At 67.5% G+C, this 19,290-nt stretch carries 22 protein-coding genes; 13 read left to right on the top strand and 9 right to left on the bottom strand.

The window, feature by feature from the left end; all coding sequences use genetic code 11:
- Positions 1 to 170: 170 nt before the first annotated feature.
- The gene (locus tag PGN12_11555; GenBank protein MEH3104531.1) at positions 171 to 815 is read right to left on the bottom strand and encodes a Tim44/TimA family putative adaptor protein; all 645 of its coding nucleotides are present in this window, start codon (positions 813 to 815) and stop codon (positions 171 to 173) included.
- A gap of 190 nt (positions 816 to 1,005) precedes the next feature.
- On the opposite strand from PGN12_11555, the gene secB reads away from it, so the two are divergent.
- The 4 genes from secB to PGN12_11535 all read left to right on the top strand — a co-directional run bounded on the left by secB (position 1,006) and on the right by PGN12_11535 (position 4,566).
- Positions 1,006 to 1,509: a protein-export chaperone SecB gene (secB, locus tag PGN12_11550; GenBank protein ID MEH3104530.1), complete on the top strand. Its 504-nt coding sequence runs from the start codon at positions 1,006 to 1,008 to the stop codon at positions 1,507 to 1,509.
- A 27-nt stretch (positions 1,510 to 1,536) separates the two neighbouring features.
- Entirely contained in the window at positions 1,537 to 3,123 is a 1,587-nt protein-coding gene (gene murJ / locus PGN12_11545; protein ID MEH3104529.1) for a murein biosynthesis integral membrane protein MurJ, read from the top strand.
- A gap of 8 nt (positions 3,124 to 3,131) precedes the next feature.
- On the top strand, positions 3,132 to 4,139 hold the full coding sequence (trpS, locus tag PGN12_11540; GenBank protein MEH3104528.1) for a tryptophan--tRNA ligase: 1,008 nt from the start codon (positions 3,132 to 3,134) through the stop codon (positions 4,137 to 4,139).
- Between the two features lie 139 nt (positions 4,140 to 4,278).
- Positions 4,279 to 4,566, top strand: a complete 288-nt coding sequence (locus PGN12_11535) for a PspC domain-containing protein (protein MEH3104527.1) — start codon at positions 4,279 to 4,281, stop codon at positions 4,564 to 4,566.
- A 68-nt stretch (positions 4,567 to 4,634) separates the two neighbouring features.
- On the opposite strand, the gene dnaA is transcribed toward PGN12_11535, so the two are convergent.
- The 3 genes from dnaA to mutM form a co-directional block, all read right to left on the bottom strand.
- Positions 4,635 to 6,020, bottom strand: coding sequence for a chromosomal replication initiator protein DnaA (dnaA, locus tag PGN12_11530; protein ID MEH3104526.1), 1,386 nt, complete (start codon positions 6,018 to 6,020; stop codon positions 4,635 to 4,637).
- A gap of 440 nt (positions 6,021 to 6,460) precedes the next feature.
- Positions 6,461 to 6,724 (bottom strand): 30S ribosomal protein S20, encoded by a 264-nt coding sequence (rpsT, locus tag PGN12_11525; protein MEH3104525.1) that lies wholly within the window; start codon positions 6,722 to 6,724, stop codon positions 6,461 to 6,463.
- A gap of 97 nt (positions 6,725 to 6,821) precedes the next feature.
- Positions 6,822 to 7,637: a bifunctional DNA-formamidopyrimidine glycosylase/DNA-(apurinic or apyrimidinic site) lyase gene (gene mutM / locus PGN12_11520; protein ID MEH3104524.1), complete on the bottom strand. Its 816-nt coding sequence runs from the start codon at positions 7,635 to 7,637 to the stop codon at positions 6,822 to 6,824.
- A gap of 46 nt (positions 7,638 to 7,683) precedes the next feature.
- Here mutM and PGN12_11515 point away from each other — a divergent pair, with 46 nt between their 5' ends.
- The 7 genes from PGN12_11515 to PGN12_11485 are packed head-to-tail and all read left to right on the top strand — an operon-like array spanning position 7,684 to position 13,724.
- Complete coding sequence (locus PGN12_11515) at positions 7,684 to 8,415, top strand: class I SAM-dependent methyltransferase (protein ID MEH3104523.1); 732 nt, start codon at positions 7,684 to 7,686, stop codon at positions 8,413 to 8,415.
- Complete coding sequence (gene ubiB / locus PGN12_11510) at positions 8,412 to 9,950, top strand: 2-polyprenylphenol 6-hydroxylase (GenBank protein ID MEH3104522.1); 1,539 nt, start codon at positions 8,412 to 8,414, stop codon at positions 9,948 to 9,950. The genes PGN12_11515 and ubiB overlap by 4 nt, the downstream gene beginning before the upstream one ends.
- A complete protein-coding gene (locus tag PGN12_11505; GenBank protein MEH3104521.1) occupies positions 9,944 to 10,990 on the top strand; it encodes a hypothetical protein in 1,047 nt (348 codons plus the stop codon). Before ubiB ends, PGN12_11505 begins: the two co-directional genes overlap by 7 nt.
- Positions 10,987 to 12,165, top strand: coding sequence for a bifunctional phosphopantothenoylcysteine decarboxylase/phosphopantothenate--cysteine ligase CoaBC (coaBC, locus tag PGN12_11500; GenBank protein ID MEH3104520.1), 1,179 nt, complete (start codon positions 10,987 to 10,989; stop codon positions 12,163 to 12,165). The genes PGN12_11505 and coaBC overlap by 4 nt, the downstream gene beginning before the upstream one ends.
- Positions 12,155 to 12,604 (top strand): dUTP diphosphatase, encoded by a 450-nt coding sequence (gene dut, locus PGN12_11495; GenBank protein ID MEH3104519.1) that lies wholly within the window; start codon positions 12,155 to 12,157, stop codon positions 12,602 to 12,604. The genes coaBC and dut overlap by 11 nt, the downstream gene beginning before the upstream one ends.
- Positions 12,601 to 12,963: a hypothetical protein gene (locus PGN12_11490; GenBank protein ID MEH3104518.1), complete on the top strand. Its 363-nt coding sequence runs from the start codon at positions 12,601 to 12,603 to the stop codon at positions 12,961 to 12,963. The genes dut and PGN12_11490 overlap by 4 nt, the downstream gene beginning before the upstream one ends.
- Positions 12,960 to 13,724 carry a HesA/MoeB/ThiF family protein gene (locus tag PGN12_11485; GenBank protein MEH3104517.1) on the top strand — a complete coding sequence of 255 codons (765 nt, stop codon included), beginning with the start codon at positions 12,960 to 12,962 and terminating at the stop codon, positions 13,722 to 13,724. The genes PGN12_11490 and PGN12_11485 overlap by 4 nt, the downstream gene beginning before the upstream one ends.
- 3 nt (positions 13,725 to 13,727) lie before the next feature.
- Here PGN12_11485 and galU read toward each other — a convergent pair whose 3' ends face one another.
- Positions 13,728 to 14,597 (bottom strand): UTP--glucose-1-phosphate uridylyltransferase GalU, encoded by an 870-nt coding sequence (gene galU / locus PGN12_11480; protein MEH3104516.1) that lies wholly within the window; start codon positions 14,595 to 14,597, stop codon positions 13,728 to 13,730.
- Positions 14,598 to 14,763: 166 nt separating this feature from the next.
- Between galU and PGN12_11475 the strand changes: the two genes are divergently transcribed.
- Together PGN12_11475 and PGN12_11470 are read left to right on the top strand one after the other, a co-directional pair.
- Positions 14,764 to 15,522, top strand: coding sequence for a metallophosphoesterase family protein (locus PGN12_11475; protein ID MEH3104515.1), 759 nt, complete (start codon positions 14,764 to 14,766; stop codon positions 15,520 to 15,522).
- 75 nt (positions 15,523 to 15,597) lie between these two features.
- Entirely contained in the window at positions 15,598 to 15,843 is a 246-nt protein-coding gene (locus PGN12_11470) for a hypothetical protein (GenBank protein ID MEH3104514.1), read from the top strand.
- 259 nt (positions 15,844 to 16,102) lie between these two features.
- Here PGN12_11470 and PGN12_11465 read toward each other — a convergent pair whose 3' ends face one another.
- The 4 genes from PGN12_11465 to hisI are packed head-to-tail and all read right to left on the bottom strand — an operon-like array spanning position 16,103 to position 19,209.
- Entirely contained in the window at positions 16,103 to 17,905 is a 1,803-nt protein-coding gene (locus tag PGN12_11465) for an acyl-CoA dehydrogenase C-terminal domain-containing protein (protein ID MEH3104513.1), read from the bottom strand.
- A gap of 4 nt (positions 17,906 to 17,909) precedes the next feature.
- A complete protein-coding gene (locus tag PGN12_11460) occupies positions 17,910 to 18,329 on the bottom strand; it encodes a MerR family DNA-binding transcriptional regulator (GenBank protein MEH3104512.1) in 420 nt (139 codons plus the stop codon).
- A 32-nt stretch (positions 18,330 to 18,361) separates the two neighbouring features.
- Positions 18,362 to 18,847 carry a hypothetical protein gene (locus PGN12_11455; protein ID MEH3104511.1) on the bottom strand — a complete coding sequence of 162 codons (486 nt, stop codon included), beginning with the start codon at positions 18,845 to 18,847 and terminating at the stop codon, positions 18,362 to 18,364.
- Positions 18,847 to 19,209, bottom strand: a complete 363-nt coding sequence (gene hisI, locus PGN12_11450; GenBank protein ID MEH3104510.1) for a phosphoribosyl-AMP cyclohydrolase — start codon at positions 19,207 to 19,209, stop codon at positions 18,847 to 18,849. The genes PGN12_11455 and hisI overlap by 1 nt, the downstream gene beginning before the upstream one ends.
- Between the last annotated feature and the right edge of the window lie 81 nt (positions 19,210 to 19,290).

Below are 19,290 nucleotides of genomic sequence, written 5' to 3'. Positions count from 1 at the left end.
AGCGTCGTCGGCCGCGGCGCCGCAGCGACGGGACGTGGGGGCGACGGCGGCGGCGTCGGCGTCGGCACCGAACGGCCGCCCGGACCGACGCAGCCAGCCATCAACAGGGCGCCCGCCACCGCGAGCGTCGCTTTGCTCCGCAACCCGTCCCCCTCTTCTACTTTATTCGGTCAGGCTTCGTCGGTGTCGGCGAGGATCCAGTTCGGATCCGAGGCACGGACGGTGCGCACGAACGTCCATACATCGTGCGTCTGCACCGCATCGCTGGTCGAGCCGGCGATGACGTTGCCGTCCGCATCGCGTGTCACCGCTGCGATATCGGCATCGAACCGCACCGCGACCCGCGCCTCGCCGTTCGCCACGCCGGCCGAGACGATCGTCGTGCGCTCGATCGCGATCAGCCGATTGTCGAGCACCTGCCCCTGTGCGTTGCGCGCCTCGATCGCCTCCGCGAAGGCGGCGTGGACATCGTCGCTGACCAGATCGCGCAGGGCCGCCTCGTCACCGCGCCAGAACGCCTCGAGGATCATGCGATACGCCGACTTCGCGCCTTCGAGAAAGCGGGAGACGTCGAAACCCGGCTCGGCCGAGACGATCGCGCGCAGCCCGGGCTCGGTCGCGCTGTCGAACGGGCGTGCGGCCGGCTCGCGGATCTCCGCCGTGGTTTCGACCGCGCGCGGGACCGCCGCCGTCACCACCCGCTCCTCCGCGGGCTTGGGAAGCGGCTGTTCGTGGCCGGAGCGCTTGCCCAGAACCGAATAGAGTCGCAGCGCCAGAAAGCCGGCGACCATGGCGAGCAGGACAACGTAGAACACGGCAACTCCAGTAAGCTGGTGTGCGTACATAGGCGCGTGGGCACCGAACATCAAATCGCCAAGTCCCGCATTGTATCCGCCGCGTGCCGCATCCGCGATTGTCACATCGGCGGGGCGCTGCTAACCGCCCGACACTTTCCCGCGCAGCGCCGCACCGGCGCGCGCCTGGCCTGACGATAGGGGTAGGACGATGGACGAATTTGGCAATGCCGGCGGCGAACCGCTCGCCAACGGTGCCGACACGGCGCCGGCCGCGGGGCTGATCTCGCAATATGTGAAGGACCTGTCGTTCGAGAACCCGAACGCGCCGGCGATCTATCAGGAGCCGCAGGCCCCCGAGATCAACGTCCAGTTCGACATCGGCGCGGCACAGGTCGCCGACGAGGTCCACGAGGTCACGCTCAAGATCGAAGTGCGTGCGACGACCGGCGGCAAGACCGCGTTCATCGCCGAGCTTTCCTATGCCGGGCTGTTCGGGCTGCGCAACGTGCCGGCCGATCACGTCCAGCCGTTCCTGCTCGGCGAAGGGCCGCGCCTGCTTTTCCCGTTCGCGCGCCGCGTCGTCGCCGATGCGATCCGTGACGGCGGCTTTCCGCCGCTGCTGCTGGAGCCGATCGACTTCAACGCGCTGTTCCTCCAGCAGGCGCAGGCGCAGGGCGTGTCGTTCGGCGCCGAAGACGCCGGTCAGGCGTAAGCCACACGCGCGGGTGAGGATCGGCGGATGAACCTCGCCCGCGCTTTGGGGTCGATCGGCGGGCTGACGTTGGTCAGCCGCGTGCTGGCGCTGGTCCGCGACACGTTGCAGGCGAGCTATGTCGGCGCGAGTTTCGCGTCGGACGCCTTCTTCGTCGCGTTCCGGCTGCCGAACATGTTCCGCGCACTGTTCGCGGAAGGTGCCTTCTCCGCGGCGTTCATCCCGTTGTTCAACCGCAAGGTCGCGGAAGGCGGTGGGACCGCGGCCGGGGTCGACTTCGCCGAGCGCGCGCTGGCGCTGCTGTTCCCGGTGCTGCTGGCGATGACCGCGCTGATGCTGGCAGCGGCATGGCCGTTGACCTGGGCGCTGTCCGGCGGGTTCGACCGCCAGCACCCGACCGCCGAGCAATTCGCCTTTGCGGTGACGCTGTCGCGCTTCACCATCCCTTATCTGCTGCTGATCTCGCTGGTGTCGCTGCTCGGCGGCATCCTGAACTCGCTGCATCGCTTCTGGGTCAATGCCGCCGCGCCGATCCTGCTCAACATCGCGATGGTCGGCGCGCTGATCTTCTTTCACGGCGGCGACCCCTATGCGACCGCGCGGGCGCAGGCGATCTCGGTGACGGTCGGAGGTGCATTGCAGCTCGCTTGGCTCTGGTGGGCGTGCCAGCGCGCGGGCGTGAGCCTGAAGCTGCGCCGACCGCGTATCGACGACGACGTCAAGCAGATGCTGAAGCTGATCGTCCCCGCGGCGACCGGCGCGGGCGCGGCGCAGATCAATCTCGCGATCTCGACCGCGCTGGCCGGCGGGCTGCTGTCGGCGGGGTCGATTTCGGCGATCTATTATGCCGACCGGCTCAACCAGTTGCCGCTGGGCCTGATCGGGATTGGGCTCGGCACGATCCTGTTGCCGGTCGTCTCGCGCTTGCTGTCGCAGGGACGCGAGGCGGAGGCGATGGAGACGCAGAACCGCGGGCTCGAACTCGCGCTGTTCCTTACCCTGCCCGCCACCGCCGCGTTCGTGTTCGCCGCCGAGCCGATCGTCCGTGGGCTGTTTCAGCATGGCGCCTTCGATGGCGGCGACACAGTGCGCGCGGCACAGGCACTCGCCGCCTTCTCGCTGGGACTGCCGAGCTATGTGCTGGTCAAGGTGCTGACGCCGGGCTTCTACGCGCGCGCCGACACGAAGACGCCGGTGCGGCTCGCGCTCTATTCGGTCGCGATCAACCTCGTCGGCAATCTGATCCTGATCCCGACGCTGGCGCACTGGAACATCGGGCAGATCGGCCCGCCGCTGGCGACCGCGCTCGCCTCGACGGTCAACGTCGTGTCGCTCTATGTCGTTCTGGCAAGGCGTGGGCATTTCGCGCTCGATCCGCAGGTCAGGCGCAAGGTGCCGCGGCTGGCACTGGCGGCCTTGTCGATGGGCGCGGCGCTGCTGCTCGTGACGCCGTATGTCGATCCCTATCTCACCGGCACGCTGGCGGTCCGGGTGACCGGGCTGATCGTGCTCGTCGGCGCGGGCGTCGCCATCTATGCGCTGGCATGCGTCGTCACCGGCGCGTATCGCCTCGCCGATCTGAAAACCGTTCTTCGTCGCAGAGCTTCCACCTGATGACCAATATGCGCGTCCTTTCCGGCATCAAGCCGACCGGCAATCTTCACCTCGGCAATTACCTCGGCGCGGTGAAGCAATGGGTGGCGATGCAGGACGATATCCAGGCGTCGGGCGGCGAGACGATGTACTTCATCGCCGACCTTCACGGCCTGACCGAGTTCATCGCCCCCGCCGAGATGACCGCCAACACCGTCGAGATGACCGCGACGCTGATCGCTGCCGGGATCGATCCGGCGCGCTCGATCGTGTTCAACCAGGCGCGCGTCCCCGCCCATGCCGAATTGGCGTGGCTGCTCAACAACGTCGCGCGGGTCGGCTGGCTCAATCGCATGACGCAATTCAAGGACAAGGCGGGCAAGAACCGCGAAGGCGCGTCGGTCGGGCTGTACGATTATCCGGTGCTGATGGCGGCCGACGTGCTGCTGTACAATTCGACCCACGTTCCGGTCGGCGAGGACCAGAAGCAGCATCTGGAGCTGACCCGCGACATCGCGACGAAATTCAACACCGATTACGCGACCGAGCTGTTCACGCTGCCCGAACCGTTGGTCAGCAAGGCCGCGCCGCGCATCATGTCGCTGCGCGATGCGAGCGCGAAGATGTCGAAGTCGAACCCGTCCGAGCAATCGGTGGTCAAGCTGATCGACAGTGACGAGGTGATCGCCGACAAGTTCCGCAAGGCCAAGACCGACCCCGACCTGTTGCCGGCGACGATCGCCGAGCTGGAAGGGCGGGCGGAAGCGCGCAATCTGCTGACGATCTTCGCGGCGCTCGCCGACCGCACCCCGGACGCGGTGCTGTCGGACTATGCGGGCAAGGGCTTCGGACAGTTCAAGCCCGATCTCGCCGATCTGGCGGTCGCGAAGCTCGGCCCGATCCGCGACGAGATGCTGCGGCTGCTGAACGACCGCGGTGCGATCGACGCGATCCTGCGCGACGGCGCCCGACGTGCGGCCGCGCTGGCGGCGCCGACCTTGCGCCGGGCGCAGGAGGCCATGGGGCTGTTGATCTGACCATCTGGCGCGCGACGCCATGTCGCGCGCCAACCTTCGGCAATCCACGCCACGGCGTGGCGGAAAAGTGCGCCGAAAACAGCGCTTTTTTCCATTTGGCATCGGTCTTGCTGAGCATCCCGTAACAACGGAGCGAGACATGACCGACCACATCGACACCCCCGCCGCTGCCCCCCGCGACAATTTGTTCGGCGTGTGCGCCGCGCTCGGCGAGGATTTCGGCTTCAACCCGCTGTGGCTTCGGCTCGGCTTCGCGGTGGCGTTGCTGTTCTCGCTGGAGAAGGTGCTGCTGACCTATGCCGCGCTTGGGGTGCTGGTGCTCGTCAGCCGGCTGCTGTTCCCCAATCGCGTCCGCACGGCGACGACACAGGCCCCTGTGGCAGCGGCAAACGAGGTCGGGGAGGATGAGTATCGGCAGGCCGCCTGACCGCTTGACGGGGGTGGCGTTGCGAAGAAGCGTCACCCGGGTTCACGCCCGGGTCGTCATCAAAAGGCTCAAGCCTCAAGCTGCCCCAGCAACATATGTACCGCCTGATCGACCTCACGGTCGCTGTCGCGCAACGCCTCGATGCGGCGGACGGCGTGGATTACCGTCGAGTGATCGCGGCCGCCGAACTTGCGCCCGATCTCAGGCAGCGACCGCGTGGTGAGCCGCTTGGCAAGATACATGGCAATCTGCCGCGGGCGCGCCACCGCACGCGCGCGGCGGGCGGAGAGCAGATCGAGCGGCTTCAGCTCGAAATGCTCGCAGACCAGCTTCTGGATCTGGTCGATCGTCACGCGCCGCTGGTGCCCGCGGAGCATGTCGCCCAGCGTCTGCGTCGCGAAGTCGAGGTCGATCGCCTGGCCGGTCAGCATCGCATAGGCGGTGACGCGGGTCAGCGCGCCCTCCAGCTCGCGAATGCTGGAGCTGATACGTGCGGCCAGCAGGTCGAGCACGTCGCCGGGCACCCGTGTGTCGGGCATTTCGGCGACCCGCCGGGCGAGCACGGCGTGGCGTAGCTCGGGCGATGACGGACGGATATCGACCACCAGCCCCGATCCGAGCCGGCCGAGGATGCGCGGCTCGATGCCGTCCAGCGTTTGCGGTGCGCGGTCAGCGGCGATCACCAGCCGCTTGCCCGCCGCCATGATCTCGTTGACGGTGTGGAAGAACTCGTCCTGCGTGACGTCCTTGCCGGCGATGAACTGCAGGTCGTCGATCAGCAGCAGGTCGCAGCTGCGCAGCTTGGCCTTGAACGCGAACGTGTCGCGCGCGCGCATCGCGGCGACGAACTCGAACATGAAGCGCTCGGCCGACATCAGCATCACGCGTGCTTGCGGGTGATCCGCGAGGAAGCGATGCGCGATTGCGTTGAGCAGGTGGGTTTTGCCCTGGCCGGTGCCGCCATGGAGGAACAACGGGCTGAAGCGTACCGCGCCCGGCGCTGCCAGCGCCTGCGCGGCGTTCAGCGCCACCATGTTCGATGCGTCCGCGACGAAACGCTCGAAGGTCAGCCGCGGATCGAGCGACGGCCGCTCGGCGGTGACCGTATGGGCGACAGGCTCAGCGGTCGGCAGGGCTGTCACGGCGGCGACGGGCGCGGCAAGCACCACCGGTGCAGCAGGCCGCACCGCGGTGTCGATCGCGACGCTGCGCACGCCCGGCAACACGGTGCGGAACTCGTGCACCAGCCGATCCGCATAGTGGCTCTTGACCCAGTTGGTCATGAACGCCGAGGGCGCGGTGAGCCGCACGTCCAGCGCGTCGTCGCCATCCGCCAGCGCAATCGGAGCAAGCCATTGATCGAACACGCGTGCACCGGCCGAGCGGCGCAGGTTGGCGCGGACCCGGGCCCAGGCCCGGGCCAGTTCGCTCAACCCGTCATCGGCTTCGACCATCGGCGCCACGCACAATTCTCCTGTTGCCGCAACCACATGGTTCGCGGCCCGCGCATTCAAAAAGTCAAACGTCCCCCCGCCCGCGGCCCCTAGCGCGTAGGCTTCCAGACATTGTCCTTGTGCCGCGCAGCACGGACGGCGGCGCGGTTCGAGAGGATTAGGAACAGGCGGGTGAGTCGATCAAGCCCGCGAACGGGTACGATCCCGAAATAAAGCGGATTGACTCGTCGCCAGCGGCACAAATGCGTCATAAATCTCGTAAGCCATTGATATCTCTAGGGTATTTTGGAGATCATCGAAAGTCGCCATACGCGAATCGCAGGAATTCCAAGCCTTTTGGAGAGGTGCTGTTTTGTTCCTGAGGCGGCTGATCGCACACGCAAAAACGCCCGCCGGGCAAACCCGACGGGCGTCGATGTCGTCCGTGTTGTCGCCGGCGATCAGGCCAGCGCGGCAACCCGCTTGGTCAGACGCGAGAACTTGCGCGAGGCGGTGTTGCGGTGAAGGACACCCTTCGCCACGCCGCGCTGCATCTCCGGCTGCGCCGCTGCCAGCGCGGTCGTCGCCGCGGTCTTGTCACCCGCTGCCAGCGCGGCCTCGACCTTCTTCACGAAGGTACGGATACGGCCCACACGGGCACCGTTGATCTCGGCCCGGCGCTGGTTGCGGCGGATGCGCTTCTTGGCTTGCGGCGTGTTCGCCATGAACGTCCTCTGATAAGTTTCGAATCGATGGAAAAAGGCGCTGGGTAAGCCCTGCACCCTCGTAAGGCGCGGCCCATAGCCCGGCCACGCACCAGCGTCAACTCCGCTGGCAGCGCGGACACCAGAAGGTCGAGCGTCCGCCCTCGGCATAGCGCTCCACCGTACCGCCGCACGCGCACGGCTCGCCGGCACGACCGTAGACCGCGAATTGCTTCGAGAAATAGCCCAGATCGCCGTCCGGCCGCGCATAATCGCGCAGCGTCGAGCCGCCCGCCTTGATCGCCGCCTCCAGCACCAGCTGGACCGCAGGCACCAACCGCGCGAGCGCCGGCGCGTCGAGCGACCCGGCGGGGGTGTGCGGATCGATGCGCGCGTCGTACAGCGCCTCGCACACGTAGATGTTGCCGAGCCCGGCGACGATCCGCTGGTCGAGCAGCGCGAGCTTGATCGACAGCCGTCGCCCGGCCAGCGCGAGCCGCAGGTGCTCGGCCGTGAAATCCGCGCCCAGCGGCTCGGGGCCGAGCAGGCGGAACGCCGGAAAGTCCGCTATCTCGGCGGTAGGCAGCAGGTCGACCGAGCCGAAGCGCCGCGGGTCGTTGAGCGCCAGCACCCGCCCCGCTCCGGTCGCGAGCACGAGATGGTCGTGTGGCAACAACTCGGTCGGATCGACGCGCCAGCGTCCGGACATGCCGAGGTGGAAGATCAGCGAATCATCGCGATCGGTGTCGATCACGCCATATTTGGCGCGCCGCCGCAGCCCAGTGACGCGCGCCCCGGTCAGCCGCTGGCGCAGGTCGGCGGGAAAGGCGCGGCGTAGATCGTCGCGGCGCGGCTCGACACGGGTCAGCACCTCGCCTTCCAGCACCGGGCGCAGGCCCCGCACGGTGGTTTCAACCTCTGGCAATTCCGGCATGTCTGCCCTCTAGCCGCTCGCTATCATGGCGGCTAGAGCGAGCGCCATGAGCGAAACCGTCTCCTTCGGCTACGAAGACGTCACCCCGACCGAGAAGACCGCCCGCGTACGCGGGGTCTTCTCCAATGTCGCCAGCCGCTACGACCTGATGAACGACGCCATGTCCGGGGGCATGCACCGGCTGTGGAAGGACCGCTTCGTGCGGCGCGTGAAGCCGCGTGCGGGCGAGCAGATCCTCGACATGGCCGGCGGCACCGGCGACATCGCCTTTCGCCTCGCCGAAGGCGGCGCCTCTGTGACGGTCGCGGACATCAATCCGGAGATGCTGGAGGTCGGGATCGGCCGCGCGCAGCAGCGCGGGATCGACGGGCTGGTGTGGACCGAGGCCAATGCCGAGACGCTGACCTTTCCGGATCGCTTCTTCGACGCCTATACGATCGCGTTCGGGATCCGGAACGTCACCGATATCCCCAAGGCGCTCCGCGAGGCGCATCGCGTGCTGCGCCGCGGGGGACGGTTCTTCTGCCTCGAATTCTCGACCAACGTCTGGCCGGGGTTCGCCGAGGTCTATGACGCCTATTCGCACCATCTGGTGCCGAAGCTTGGGCAGCTGCTGGCCAACGATGCCGACAGCTACCGCTACCTGATCGAGTCGATCCGCCGCTTCCCGGACATGCCGACGTTCGAGCGAATGGTCGCCGACGCCGGGTTCGTTCAGACGAAGGTCGAGCCGATCATGGGTGGGCTGGTCGCGATCCACAGCGGCTGGAAGATTTGACCTCCTCGCTCGTCCACACCTGGCGGCTCCTGAAATGGGGGCGGACGCTGGCGCGCCATGGTGCGCTGCGCGGGCTGGAGCGCGACCTCAATACGCCGCCGCGGTTGCGCCGTCTGCTGCGGGTGGCGCGGCTGGGTGCGCGCGTGCCCGAGGTGCCGCGCTATGCCGATGCGTTCGAGGCGCTGGGGCCGGCGGCAATCAAGTTCGGCCAGACGCTCGCCACCCGCCCCGATCTGGTCGGCGAGGCGGCGGCGGCAGACCTGTTGCGGTTGCAGGACGCGGTGCCACCCGTCCCCTATGCGACGATCGCGCAGACGATGCGCGGCAGCTTCGGCCGCCCGCTGGAAACGTTGTTCAGCGAGATCGACGAGGTGCCGGTCGGCGCGGCGTCGATCGCGCAGGTACATCGCGCGGTCACCACCGACGGGCGGCGAGTCGCAGTCAAGGTGCTGCGCCCCGGCGTCGAAGACGATTTCGCGCGCGCGATCGAAACCTATGAATGGGCGGCGGCGCAGATCGAGCCGATGGGCGGCGAGATCGCCCGGCTCCAGCCGCGTCTGGTCATCGAGACGTTCAAGCGCTGGACCGCGCGCGAACTGAACTTCACCCGCGAGGCGGCGTCGGCGTCCGAGCTGGCCGAGACGATGACCTCGGAGCGCAACTTCTTCGTCCCCGCGGTCGATTGGGCGCGCACCACCGGCGAGGTGCTGACGATCGAATGGATCGACGGCATCAAATTGTCCGACCGCAAAGCGCTGGTCGCGGCAGGCTATGACCTGCCCGAGCTGGCGCGCGTGCTGGTCCATGCCTTCCTGCGGCAGGCGATCGCCGACGGCTTCTTCCATGCCGACATGCACCAGGGCAATCTGTTCGCATTGCCGGGCAATTGCGTCGCCGCGATCGACTTCGGGATCATGGGGCGGATCGACCGACGTGCACGGGTCTGGCTCGCCGAGATCCTCTACGGCCTGATCACCGGCAATTACCGCCGCGTCGCCGAGATCCATTTCGAGGCGCAATATGTCCCTTCGCACCACAGCGTCGAGGAATTCGCGACCGCGCTGCGGGCGGTCGGCGAGCCGATGCGCGGGCTGCCGGTCAAGGACATGTCGATCGGGATGATGCTCGACGGGCTGTTCGGGATCACCCGCGATTTCGATATGGTGACGCAGCCGCACCTGCTGCTGCTGCAAAAGACGATGGTGATGGTGGAGGGTGTCGCGACCGGGCTCGATCCCGACATCAATCTGTGGGTGACCGCCGCGCCGCTGGTCGAGGACTGGATCCGGACCGAACTCGGCCCCGAAGCGGCGATCGCCGACCGGCTGGTCGCGGACGTGCGGACGCTGGCGCGGCTGCCCGAGCTGGTGCGGCGGATCGAGGCGCGCTTCCCTGCCCCCGGCGGCGCACCGCCGCGCCCGCCGCTGCGCGAGATCGAACGCGTCCGTGTCGGTGGCGGGTGGCGCTATGCGCTGGTCGGCACGCTCGGCATGCTGGCAGGCGTCGCGGGCATGATGCTCGCGGGCGGATGGTAGCCGCGCCGGGGCGATCCGGACCGGCGGGGCGCTGGCTGGTGACCCCGGACCGGCTGACCGGACTCGGCTACAGCTCGGCCCGCGCGCTTCTGGCGTCCCTGCTGTCGGCGCTGGTCGTCGCGGCGTTGCTGCTGCGCGGGGCCACCACGCCACCGGAGTTCCTGCACGACGCGATCGTCGCGACACTGCGTCATGGCGGCGACTATTACGACGCCGCGCGCGACCTGCTGCGCACCGAACCGGACGCACGCGCCGCCCGGATGCTGCCATCGACGCTGGCGGTGGTCGCAGGGGCGATGCCACCCTGGGCGCTGACCGCGCTGGTCGCGACCGGGCTGACGATCTTGCTGTGGCTCGGCGGGTTGCGGCTCGGCGCGCTGCTGGCGCGTAGCGGCGGGGCGCTGTTGATCGTCAGCCTGCTCGCCTTCGGGATCGTGGCGACGGCGGCGCTATGGCTGACGGCACCGCACGCCGGCGCCGCGGCCTTGCTGTCGGCCATCGCATTGGTCGCACGAGACCGCAAACGGGTGGCCACATCGGTCGCCGTCGCCTGCGCCGCGGCGCTGATCGATCCAGCAGCGTTGGTGACCTTGATGGCGATGGGTGCGCTGGCGCTGCTTGACGGCGACCGTGGCGAGCCGCTGCATTGGCTGGCCGCGCTGATCGTCGCGGCGTGCGCGCTCGGCCTGCATCTTCATACGCTGGGAACACCCCATGCTCCGGCCGTGACATTGGCGCCCGAGGGTGCGCTGGCGCGGCTGGTCGGGGCCGCCTTCCCCGATGCGCCCGGCGGGATCGGCGCGCTGCTGCTGGTGCTCGCGGTCTTCGGCTGGGCGGTACTTGCCGATCCGCTGGGCCCACGCGTGCTGGCGCTGCTGGTGGCGGGCGTGGCGCTGGACGGCGTGCTGGGGATTCGATCGGCGACCCTCGCGACGGCGCTGGTTGCGCCCGGTCTGGCGCTCGCCCCCGCCGGTCTGGTGACGCTGGTTCGCCGCACGGTCGTGCGGCGACGAATAACGGTGACGAGGATGACGCGATGAGCAGGATCCTGTTGATCGTCGGCGGCGGAATCGCCGCGTACAAGGCGTGTGAGCTGATCCGCGGTTTGCGCGCCGCGGGACATGACGTTTGTTGTGTCCTGACCGACGGCGGAGCGCATTTCGTCACCGCCATGACCCTTGCGGCGCTGAGCGAGAACAAGGTCCATACGACATTGTGGGACCTGAAGGACGAAGCGGAGATGGGGCATATCCGCCTCAGCCGCGAGGCCGATCTGGTCGTCGTCTGCCCCGCCACCGCCGATCTGATCGCCCGCATGGCGGGCGGATTCGCGAACGATCTGGCCACGACCTTGCTGCTGGCGACCGACAAGCCGGTACTGATCGCGCCGGCCATGAATGTCCGGATGTGGCTGCACCCGGCGACACAGCGCAATGTCGCCCAACTCCGCGCCGACGGCATTACGGTGATCGAGCCCGACGAGGGCGCGATGGCATGCGGCGAATTCGGACCGGGTCGCCTGCCGGAGGTCCCGGCGATCGTCGCGCGAATCACGTCTGCGCTGGCACCGCCGGTTCGTTCGCTGGCGGGACGACACGTCATCGTCACCGCCGGCCCGACCCACGAACCGATCGATCCGGTACGCTACATCGCCAACCGCTCGTCGGGGAAGCAGGGGTTCGCGATCGCGGCGGCGCTGGCGCGGCGGGGCGCGCGGGTCACGTTGATCGCCGGTCCGGTCGACGTGCCGACCCCCCTGAACGTCATCCGGCAGGATGTTCAAACGGCGTCGGAAATGGCAGATGCGGTTGCGACGGCGCTGCCCGCCGATGCAGCGGTGATGGTCGCCGCCGTGGCGGATTGGCGGGTCGAGCAGATCGCCCCGCAGAAGCTGAAGAAGGGCGAAGAGGCGCCCGCGCCGCTTCGTCTCGCGCGCAACGTGGACATTCTGGCCACGCTGGCGCATGATCCGCGTCGGCCGCGATTGCTGATCGGGTTCGCGGCCGAAACTGAGCAGGTGCTCGACCATGCGCAGGCCAAGCGGCGGCGCAAGGGTGCCGACTGGATCGTCGCCAACGACGTATCCGGCGATGTGATGGGTGGCGATGCCAATACCGTCCACCTCGTCACCGCCGAGGGCATCGAAAGCTGGGAACGCCTTCCCAAAACCGCTGTAGCCGAACGACTTGCCGACAGGATTGCCGATGCGCTCTGAACCGATCAGCATTGCGCTGCGCCGCTTGCCGCATGGTGAGGGACTGCCGTTGCCCGTCTACGCGACAGCGGGCGCGGCCGGGATGGACGTGGTCGCCGCCGAGGACGTGACGTTGGCACCTGGCGCGCGTGGCGCGATCGCCACCGGCTTCGCGATCGCCATTCCGGCCGGGTTCGAGGTTCAAGTGCGCCCGAGGTCGGGGCTGGCGTTGAAGCACGGCATCACCTGCCTCAACACGCCCGGCACGATCGACGCCGACTATCGTGGGGAAATCAAGGTGATCCTCGCCAATCTTGGCAACGAGCCTTTCGAGATCCGTCGCGGCGAACGCATTGCGCAGCTCGTCCCGGCCACCGTCACGCTTGCCAGCATGATCGAAGTCGATGCGCTCGACCCGACCGATCGCGGTGCGGGCGGGTTCGGGTCGACAGGTCGATGATCCTCGCCGCGCTGTTGCTGCTCGGGCAGCTTTCCTCGCTTAACCCGCCGACCGAGTGGACGTCGCTGCCGCGGCTGCAACTTGGCCTTGCCGCTGCGCCGCCGGCACGACTGACCGAGTTCGTCCGGCGAGAGGTAGCGGCGGCGCGCTGCACGTTGCCGTCGGAAGCGCGGATGCTCGATCTGGTGGTGTTGATCGCGCAGAGCGGCCAAGTGCGCCGGATCGTGCCACGCGCGATCGGTTGCCCGGTAGTGGAACAGTTCGCCGCCGGTATTGTTCTGAGTGCCGCGCGGGACAAGATGCCCCCGCCCTCTTCCGACACATGGTATGTCACGACGGTCGCCCTGAGCGAGCCATGACGCTCGGCCCCGACGAACTCGCACGCTATGCGCGCCATATCGTGCTGCCTGAGATCGGCGGCGCCGGGCAGCTGCGGCTGTCGCGCGCGCATGTCCTGGTGATCGGGGCCGGTGGGATCGGATCGCCGGTGATCCAGTATCTGGCGGCGGCGGGGGTCGGTCGTCTGACGATCGTCGACGACGATCGGGTCGAGTTGAGCAACCTGCAACGCCAGACGCTGTTCACGACCGCGGATGTCGGACGTGCCAAGGCCGAGCTCGCCGCCGAGGCGGTGGCGCGGCTCAACCCGCACGTCTCCGCGCAGGCGATCGTTGCGCGAGTGGCCGCGGAAACCATCGGATCGATGCTGCACGATGCACCGGCCGTCATCGCCGATGGTTGCGACAATTTCGACACCCGGCTGCTGGTCGCCGATGCCGCACTGACGCGTCGCATCCCGCTCGTCTCGGCGGCGGTCGGGCGGTTCGAGGGACAGCTCGGCGTCTATCGCGGCTGGGAGGCAGGCAAGCCGTGCTACCGCTGCTTCGTCGGCGATGCGCCGGCGCGCGATGCACTGACCTGTGCGGAGGAAGGCGTGCTGGGACCGGTGACCGGGATCGTCGGCAGCATGGCGGCGCTGGAGGCGATCCGCCAGATCGCGCCGTTCGGCGATGACAGCGCCGGACGGTTGATGCTGCTCGACTTCCTGTCGCTGCGCTTTCGTACGCTGGTCTTGCCGCCCGATCCCGCGTGCCGCGCGTGCGGCGCGACACGCGGGTAAGGATCAGCCGAGCCGCGCTTCGGCGAAGCTGCGCACCGCCGGGCCGATATCGCCACGCGCCATCGCCAGCGCGAGGTTGGCGGTGACGAAGCCGGTCTTGTCGCCGCAATCGAACCGCTCACCGTTGAAGGTGAAGCCGTGGAACGGCTGCTGCCCGATCAGCTTGGCCATCGCGTCGGTCAGCTGGATCTCGCCGCCAGCGCCCTTTTCCTTGGCGTCGAGGATCTTCATCACCTCGGGCTGGAGGATGTAGCGGCCGGGGATCATCAGGTTCGACGGCGCGCTGCCCTTGGCGGGCTTCTCGACCAGCGCGGTCACCTCGGTCAGCGCACCGTCGCGCGCGCCCGGCGAGATGATGCCGTATTTGTCGGTTTCTTCCGGCGCGACTTCGAGCGCGCCGATGACGTTGCCGCCGACCTTGTCATAGGCCTGCACCATCTGCGCCATGAAGTTCGGCGTGCCGACCATCAGCTCGTCGGGGAGCAACACCGCGAACGGCTCATCGCCGACGATGTCGCGCGCGCACCACACCGCATGGCCGAGCCCGAGCGGCTCTTGCTGGCGGACATAGACCGGCGAGCCGGGCTGCTGGCGGATGTTCTCGATCACCGACAGGCTCTTGCCGCGCGCGCGCATCGTCGTCTCGAGCTCGAACGAGATGTCGAAATGATCCTCGAGCGCGCCCTTGCCGCGCCCGGTGACGAAGATGATCTGCTCGATCCCCGCCTCCAGCGCTTCCTCGACGGCATATTGGATCAGCGGCTTGTCGACCACCGTCAGCATTTCCTTGGGCATCGCCTTGGTGGCGGGCAGGAAACGGGTGCCGAGCCCCGCTACGGGGAAAATCGCCTTGCGTACCGGCTTGATGGTCATTCGGTCCTCCTGTTGGCGCGGGCTCTCTACCGGGGGCCGATCGCGTAAGCAATTCGATAGCATAGCGATCAGGCGTCCCGCGCCTCACAAGTGCCGCGCTTGCGATCGCCGGGCGTTTCGCCTAAGCACCCGCTCCATCCCGACATCGCCGGTTTTTGCGTTCTCCATGCTCAAGAAGCTGTTTCGTTCGTCCCGCGTCGCTCCCGGCCCTGCCTTCGCGCCAGAAGCGGGAAGCCGAATTTATGCGATCGGCGATATCCACGGCTGCCGTTTCGAGCTGGACCAATTGCTGGAGATGATCGACGCCGACGACGCAGCGCGCGGCGCCGCTGAAACAACGTTGATCTTCCTCGGCGACCTGGTCGATCGCGGCCCCGACTCAGCGGGCGTGATCGCGCGGCTGATGGCGCTGGCGGAGCAGCGACCCCGTATCCGGTTCCTGAAGGGCAACCACGAGGAGTTGTTCCTGCACGCACTGGACGGCGCCAAGGACGCGCTACGAATGTTCTGTCGCGTCGGCGGCAAGGAAACGGTGCTCAGTTACGGCATCGACAGCGCCGAATATGATTCGCTCGATTACCCACAGCTTGCCGAACGGCTGTCGATGGTGGTGCCGGCCGAGCATCGCGCGTTTCTCGACGGGTTCGAGGACCTGATCGTCTCTGGCGACTATGCGTTCGTCCATGCCGGGGTGCGGCCGGACGTACCGCTCGACGAACAGAAACCCAGCGACCTGCGCTGGATTCGCGACAGCTTTCTCGAACATCGCGGGGCGCATTCGAAAATGATCGTGCACGGTCACACGATTACCGCGGAGGTCGATCGTCGACCCAACCGGATCGGCGTGGATACGGGCGCTTATGCCTCGGGCAAGCTCACGGCGCTGGGCATCGAGGATCGTGAAACATGGATCCTGAACACATGATGCACCGCGGCAATCGACGCTTGCATTTCGCGCACGCGTAGTTATGAGATGCCCTGCACGCAAAGGGAGTTCATCATGCGTATTGCCAAGTATATGCTCGCTGCTGCCGCCGCCACGATGGCGGTTGCTCCGGCGATGGCCGCGCCTGCCAACTCGGCAGCCAGCCTGTCGGTCGCCAAGTCGGTCCGCGCTTCGGCTCCGTCGGCCAAGAAGAACGAGCTCGCCGGTGGCGGCGTGATCGTTGCCGTTCTGGCAGCTGCGGCCGTTGTGGCCGGTATCGTCGTCGTCGCTGACGAAGACGATAGCTCGGACAGCAACTAAGCTGACCTGCTCCTCCGGGGGTAAGGAATAGCGGCCTTCGGGCCGCTATTTTTTTGCCCGTTGTTCCGGCTAAGACGACGAGCTGCACGCCACGCTGTACATCGGCGACGGATTGTCGCCGAAGCCCCGCCTGTCGTTTGTTATTGCGGGCGCAGCGAAGCAACCCGGAGCCGGATCAGGACGCTCTGGATTGCTGCGCTACGCTCGCAATGACAGCAGGGTGGGCCACAGCCATGCAGCCCCGCCCACTCGCGACAAATCACGCCGCGGCAAACATCTCCGGCGGCAGCGCCATGATCGCCTCCGACCCACCTTCGATCTGCCGGCGCAGCGAACCCGCTTCAGGCAGCACACGCTCGGCGAAGTAGCGCGCGGTGACCAGCTTGGCGTCGAGGAACGCGGCATCGCCCTGCCCCTCGTCCTTCAGCTTCGCCGCCGCGGTCGCCATGCGCAGCCACATCAGCCCGGTCGCGACCGCGCCGACCAGATGCATGTACGGCACCGCGCCCGCACCGACGTTGTTCGGGTCCTTCATGCCGTTGGCGAGGAACCACATCGTCGCCGCCTGCAACTCGCCCGCAGCCTTCTCAAGCCGCTGCGCGAGATCGGCAACCGCGGGGTTGTTCTTGCCCTCCACGATCTCTTCCATCACCAGCCGCCCGAACGCCTGCACCGCGCGGCCGCCGTTCTGCGCCAGCTTGCGGCCGACCAAGTCCATCGCCTGCACGCCGTTCGTGCCTTCGTAAATCATCGCGATCCGCGCATCGCGGACGTACTGCTCCATCCCCCATTCGCGGATGTAGCCGTGGCCGCCGTAAACCTGCTGCGCGTTGGTCGCGATCTGATAGCCGCGATCGGTGCCGACGCCCTTGATGACCGGGGTGAGCAGCCCGAGCAGATCGCCTGCCAGCTGACGATCCTCCTCGGCAGCGGCATTGTGCTCGAGATCGGCCTGAAGTGCGCCCCACAGACACAAGGCGCGCAGCCCCTCGGTCCACGCCTTCGCATCCATCAGCATTCGGCGCACGTCGGGATGAACGAACAGCGTGTCGGCCTTCTCGCCCGGCTCGGCCGGACCGGTCAGCGCGCGCCCCTGCCGGCGATCCTGCGCGTACTGCACGGCGTTCTGGTACGCGGTTTCCGCCACACCGAGGCCCTGCAAGCCGACGCCCAGTCGCGCCGCGTTCATCATGATGAACATCGCGGCGAGCCCCTTCATCTCCTCGCCGACCAGCCAGCCGGTCGCGCCGTCATAGTTCATGACGCAGGTCGAATTGCCGTGAATGCCCATCTTGTGCTCGATCGAGCCGCACGACACCGCGTTGCGCTCGCCCAACGATCCATCGTCGTTGACCAGCACCTTGGGCACCACGAACAGCGAGATACCCTTCGAGCTGTCCGGCGCGCCCGGCGTCTTGGCGAGCACGAGGTGGATGATGTTGTCAGTCAGATCGTGCTCGCCCGCCGAAATGAAGATCTTGGTGCCGGTGATCTTGTAGCTGCCGTCGGCCTGCGGCTCGGCGCGGGTGCGGATCAGCCCGAGATCGGTGCCGCATTGCGGCTCGGTCAGGTTCATCGTGCCGCCCCATTCGCCCGACACCATTCGCGGCAGATACTTCTGCTGCTGCTCGGGGCTGCCCTTCACGACGAGCGCGGCGATCGCACCGTGCGCGAGGCCGGGATACATGGCGAACGCCATATTGGCGGAGATCATATATTCCTGGAATGCGGTCGAGACGACATGCGGCATCCCCTGCCCACCGAACGCCTCTGGCGCGCTGAGCGTGCCCCAGCCCGACTCGACGAACTTGGCATAGGCTTCCTTGAAGCCCTTCGGCGTCGTCACGCTACCGTCCTCGTGGCGGGTGCAGCCTTCCTGATCGCCCGACTGGTTGAGCGGGAACAGCACTTCGGCAACGAACCGACCGCCTTCCTCCAGCACCGCCTCGACCGTGTCGGGAGTCGCCGCAGCGAAGCCGGCGACGTTGGCGTAGCGGTCCAGCCCGACGACATGTTCGAGCACGAAGCGGGTGTCGCGGATCGGCGGCGTGTACTGCGGCATCGTCTCACTCTTTCTTGCTTGCGCCACCATCGAGCACGCCGACGAATTCGGTCAGCTCGGTGATGGCGGCGTCGAGGTCGTGCTTCTGCTGTTCGAGCGCCGCGATCCGGTCGCGACAGCGCTGGATCGCCACCGCACGCTGCGTCTGGCGGCCGTCGCCGAGATCGTAGAGGTCGATCATCTCACGAATATCGGCGAGGCTGAACCCGACGCGCTTGCCGCGCAGGATCCACGCCAGCCGCGCACGATCACGGTGCGAATAGATGCGGACCAGCCCGCGCCGCTCCGGCGCGATCAGCCCCTCGTCTTCGTAGAAACGCAGCGCACGCGGCGTAACGCCGAACTCCGCCGACAGATCGGTAATCGTGAAGCTGTCGCGGTCGGGCCGCGGGGAAACAACGGCATAGGCAGCAGAAGCGCTCATGGAACCCGACATACCTTCCCCTTACGTGAACGTCAATCAGCGCACAGTAACTTGCCGTCCGCCCCGCGCAACCGCGTCGCCTCGCCACTTGCCTCGCTCAGCCGGTCGAGCGCGAGCGTGTCGAGCGTCGCGCGACCTTGGCAATATCGCGCGCAGCCGGCCGGGGCGCGGACCGGGAACAGCAAGCGATCGCCATTGTGGGTTGCCGTAAGGCGGCAGCCGTCACCGAGGTCGATCGCCAGCGCGCCCCTTCCCTGTGCCGTGCCGTGCGCGATACAGCGCTGTCCGTCGCCGAAGTCGACGCTGACGCCGATCCGGTAGCGCGGCGCTGCGCCGGTCATGCAAAGCCGGTCCTCACCAACCGCGTAGACGCCGGTCGCATCGGCGATGTCGCCGACGATCCCCGCCTTGTGCGCCGCCGCCTCCAGCGCCCTGCCCGCCGCGTCGTCGTCGACCGGTTCGGGGGCGGACGAGCAGCCTACGAGCAACAGCGACAGGACGATCGCCGCACGCATCATCAGCCGACGCGCTCCAGCCCCGAATCGGTCAGGCGCCGATAGAAGCAGCTCGGTGCGCCGGTGTGGCAAGCTGGGCCGGTCGGATCGGCGATGATCCACAGCGCATCCTGGTCGCAATCGACGCGTATCTCGACCACCCGCAGGATATTGCCGGAGGTTTCACCCTTCTTCCAAAGCCTTCCGCGGCTGCGAGAGAAGAAGGTGGCCTCTCCGCTCGCGCGTGTGGCTTCGATCGCTGCGGCGTTCATGTGCGCGACCATCAGCAATCCGCCACTGGCCCGATCGGTCACGACCGCCGTCACCAGTCCGGCGGCATCGAATTTGGGCAGGAAATCACTGCCATCTTCACGCGGATCGCTCATGCGGAAACCGCGTAGAACAGGCGAAGGCGCGTCACAACGCACGATATCGTCGACCGATCCCCGGCAATTGATGACATTTGC

It is taken from the genome of Sphingomonas phyllosphaerae, assembly GCA_036946405.1.
Taxonomy (GTDB): Bacteria; Pseudomonadota; Alphaproteobacteria; order Sphingomonadales; family Sphingomonadaceae; genus Sphingomonas; species Sphingomonas phyllosphaerae_D.
The sequence above is the reverse complement of the archived record's forward strand: the minus strand, read 5'-3'. Positions and strand labels throughout refer to the sequence as shown.

Bases quoted from the DNA above. Each gene is read 5' to 3' on its own strand.
- secB (MEH3104530.1), top strand. From the start codon at position 1,006: ATGGACGAATTTGGCAATGCCGGCGGCGAACCGCTCGCCAACGGTGCC.
- murJ (MEH3104529.1), top strand. From the start codon at position 1,537: ATGAACCTCGCCCGCGCTTTGGGGTCGATCGGCGGGCTGACGTTGGTC.
- trpS (MEH3104528.1), top strand. From the start codon at position 3,132: ATGCGCGTCCTTTCCGGCATCAAGCCGACCGGCAATCTTCACCTCGGC.
- PGN12_11535 (MEH3104527.1), top strand. From the start codon at position 4,279: ATGACCGACCACATCGACACCCCCGCCGCTGCCCCCCGCGACAATTTG.
- dnaA (MEH3104526.1), bottom strand. From the start codon at position 6,020: ATGGTCGAAGCCGATGACGGGTTGAGCGAACTGGCCCGGGCCTGGGCC.
- rpsT (MEH3104525.1), bottom strand. From the start codon at position 6,724: ATGGCGAACACGCCGCAAGCCAAGAAGCGCATCCGCCGCAACCAGCGC.
- mutM (MEH3104524.1), bottom strand. From the start codon at position 7,637: ATGCCGGAATTGCCAGAGGTTGAAACCACCGTGCGGGGCCTGCGCCCG.
- PGN12_11515 (MEH3104523.1), top strand. From the start codon at position 7,684: ATGAGCGAAACCGTCTCCTTCGGCTACGAAGACGTCACCCCGACCGAG.
- PGN12_11505 (MEH3104521.1), top strand. From the start codon at position 9,944: ATGGTAGCCGCGCCGGGGCGATCCGGACCGGCGGGGCGCTGGCTGGTG.
- coaBC (MEH3104520.1), top strand. From the start codon at position 10,987: ATGAGCAGGATCCTGTTGATCGTCGGCGGCGGAATCGCCGCGTACAAG.
- dut (MEH3104519.1), top strand. From the start codon at position 12,155: ATGCGCTCTGAACCGATCAGCATTGCGCTGCGCCGCTTGCCGCATGGT.
- PGN12_11490 (MEH3104518.1), top strand. From the start codon at position 12,601: ATGATCCTCGCCGCGCTGTTGCTGCTCGGGCAGCTTTCCTCGCTTAAC.
- PGN12_11485 (MEH3104517.1), top strand. From the start codon at position 12,960: ATGACGCTCGGCCCCGACGAACTCGCACGCTATGCGCGCCATATCGTG.
- galU (MEH3104516.1), bottom strand. From the start codon at position 14,597: ATGACCATCAAGCCGGTACGCAAGGCGATTTTCCCCGTAGCGGGGCTC.
- PGN12_11475 (MEH3104515.1), top strand. From the start codon at position 14,764: ATGCTCAAGAAGCTGTTTCGTTCGTCCCGCGTCGCTCCCGGCCCTGCC.
- PGN12_11470 (MEH3104514.1), top strand. From the start codon at position 15,598: ATGCGTATTGCCAAGTATATGCTCGCTGCTGCCGCCGCCACGATGGCG.
- PGN12_11465 (MEH3104513.1), bottom strand. From the start codon at position 17,905: ATGCCGCAGTACACGCCGCCGATCCGCGACACCCGCTTCGTGCTCGAA.
- PGN12_11460 (MEH3104512.1), bottom strand. From the start codon at position 18,329: ATGAGCGCTTCTGCTGCCTATGCCGTTGTTTCCCCGCGGCCCGACCGC.
- PGN12_11455 (MEH3104511.1), bottom strand. From the start codon at position 18,847: ATGATGCGTGCGGCGATCGTCCTGTCGCTGTTGCTCGTAGGCTGCTCG.
- hisI (MEH3104510.1), bottom strand. From the start codon at position 19,209: ATGAGCGATCCGCGTGAAGATGGCAGTGATTTCCTGCCCAAATTCGAT.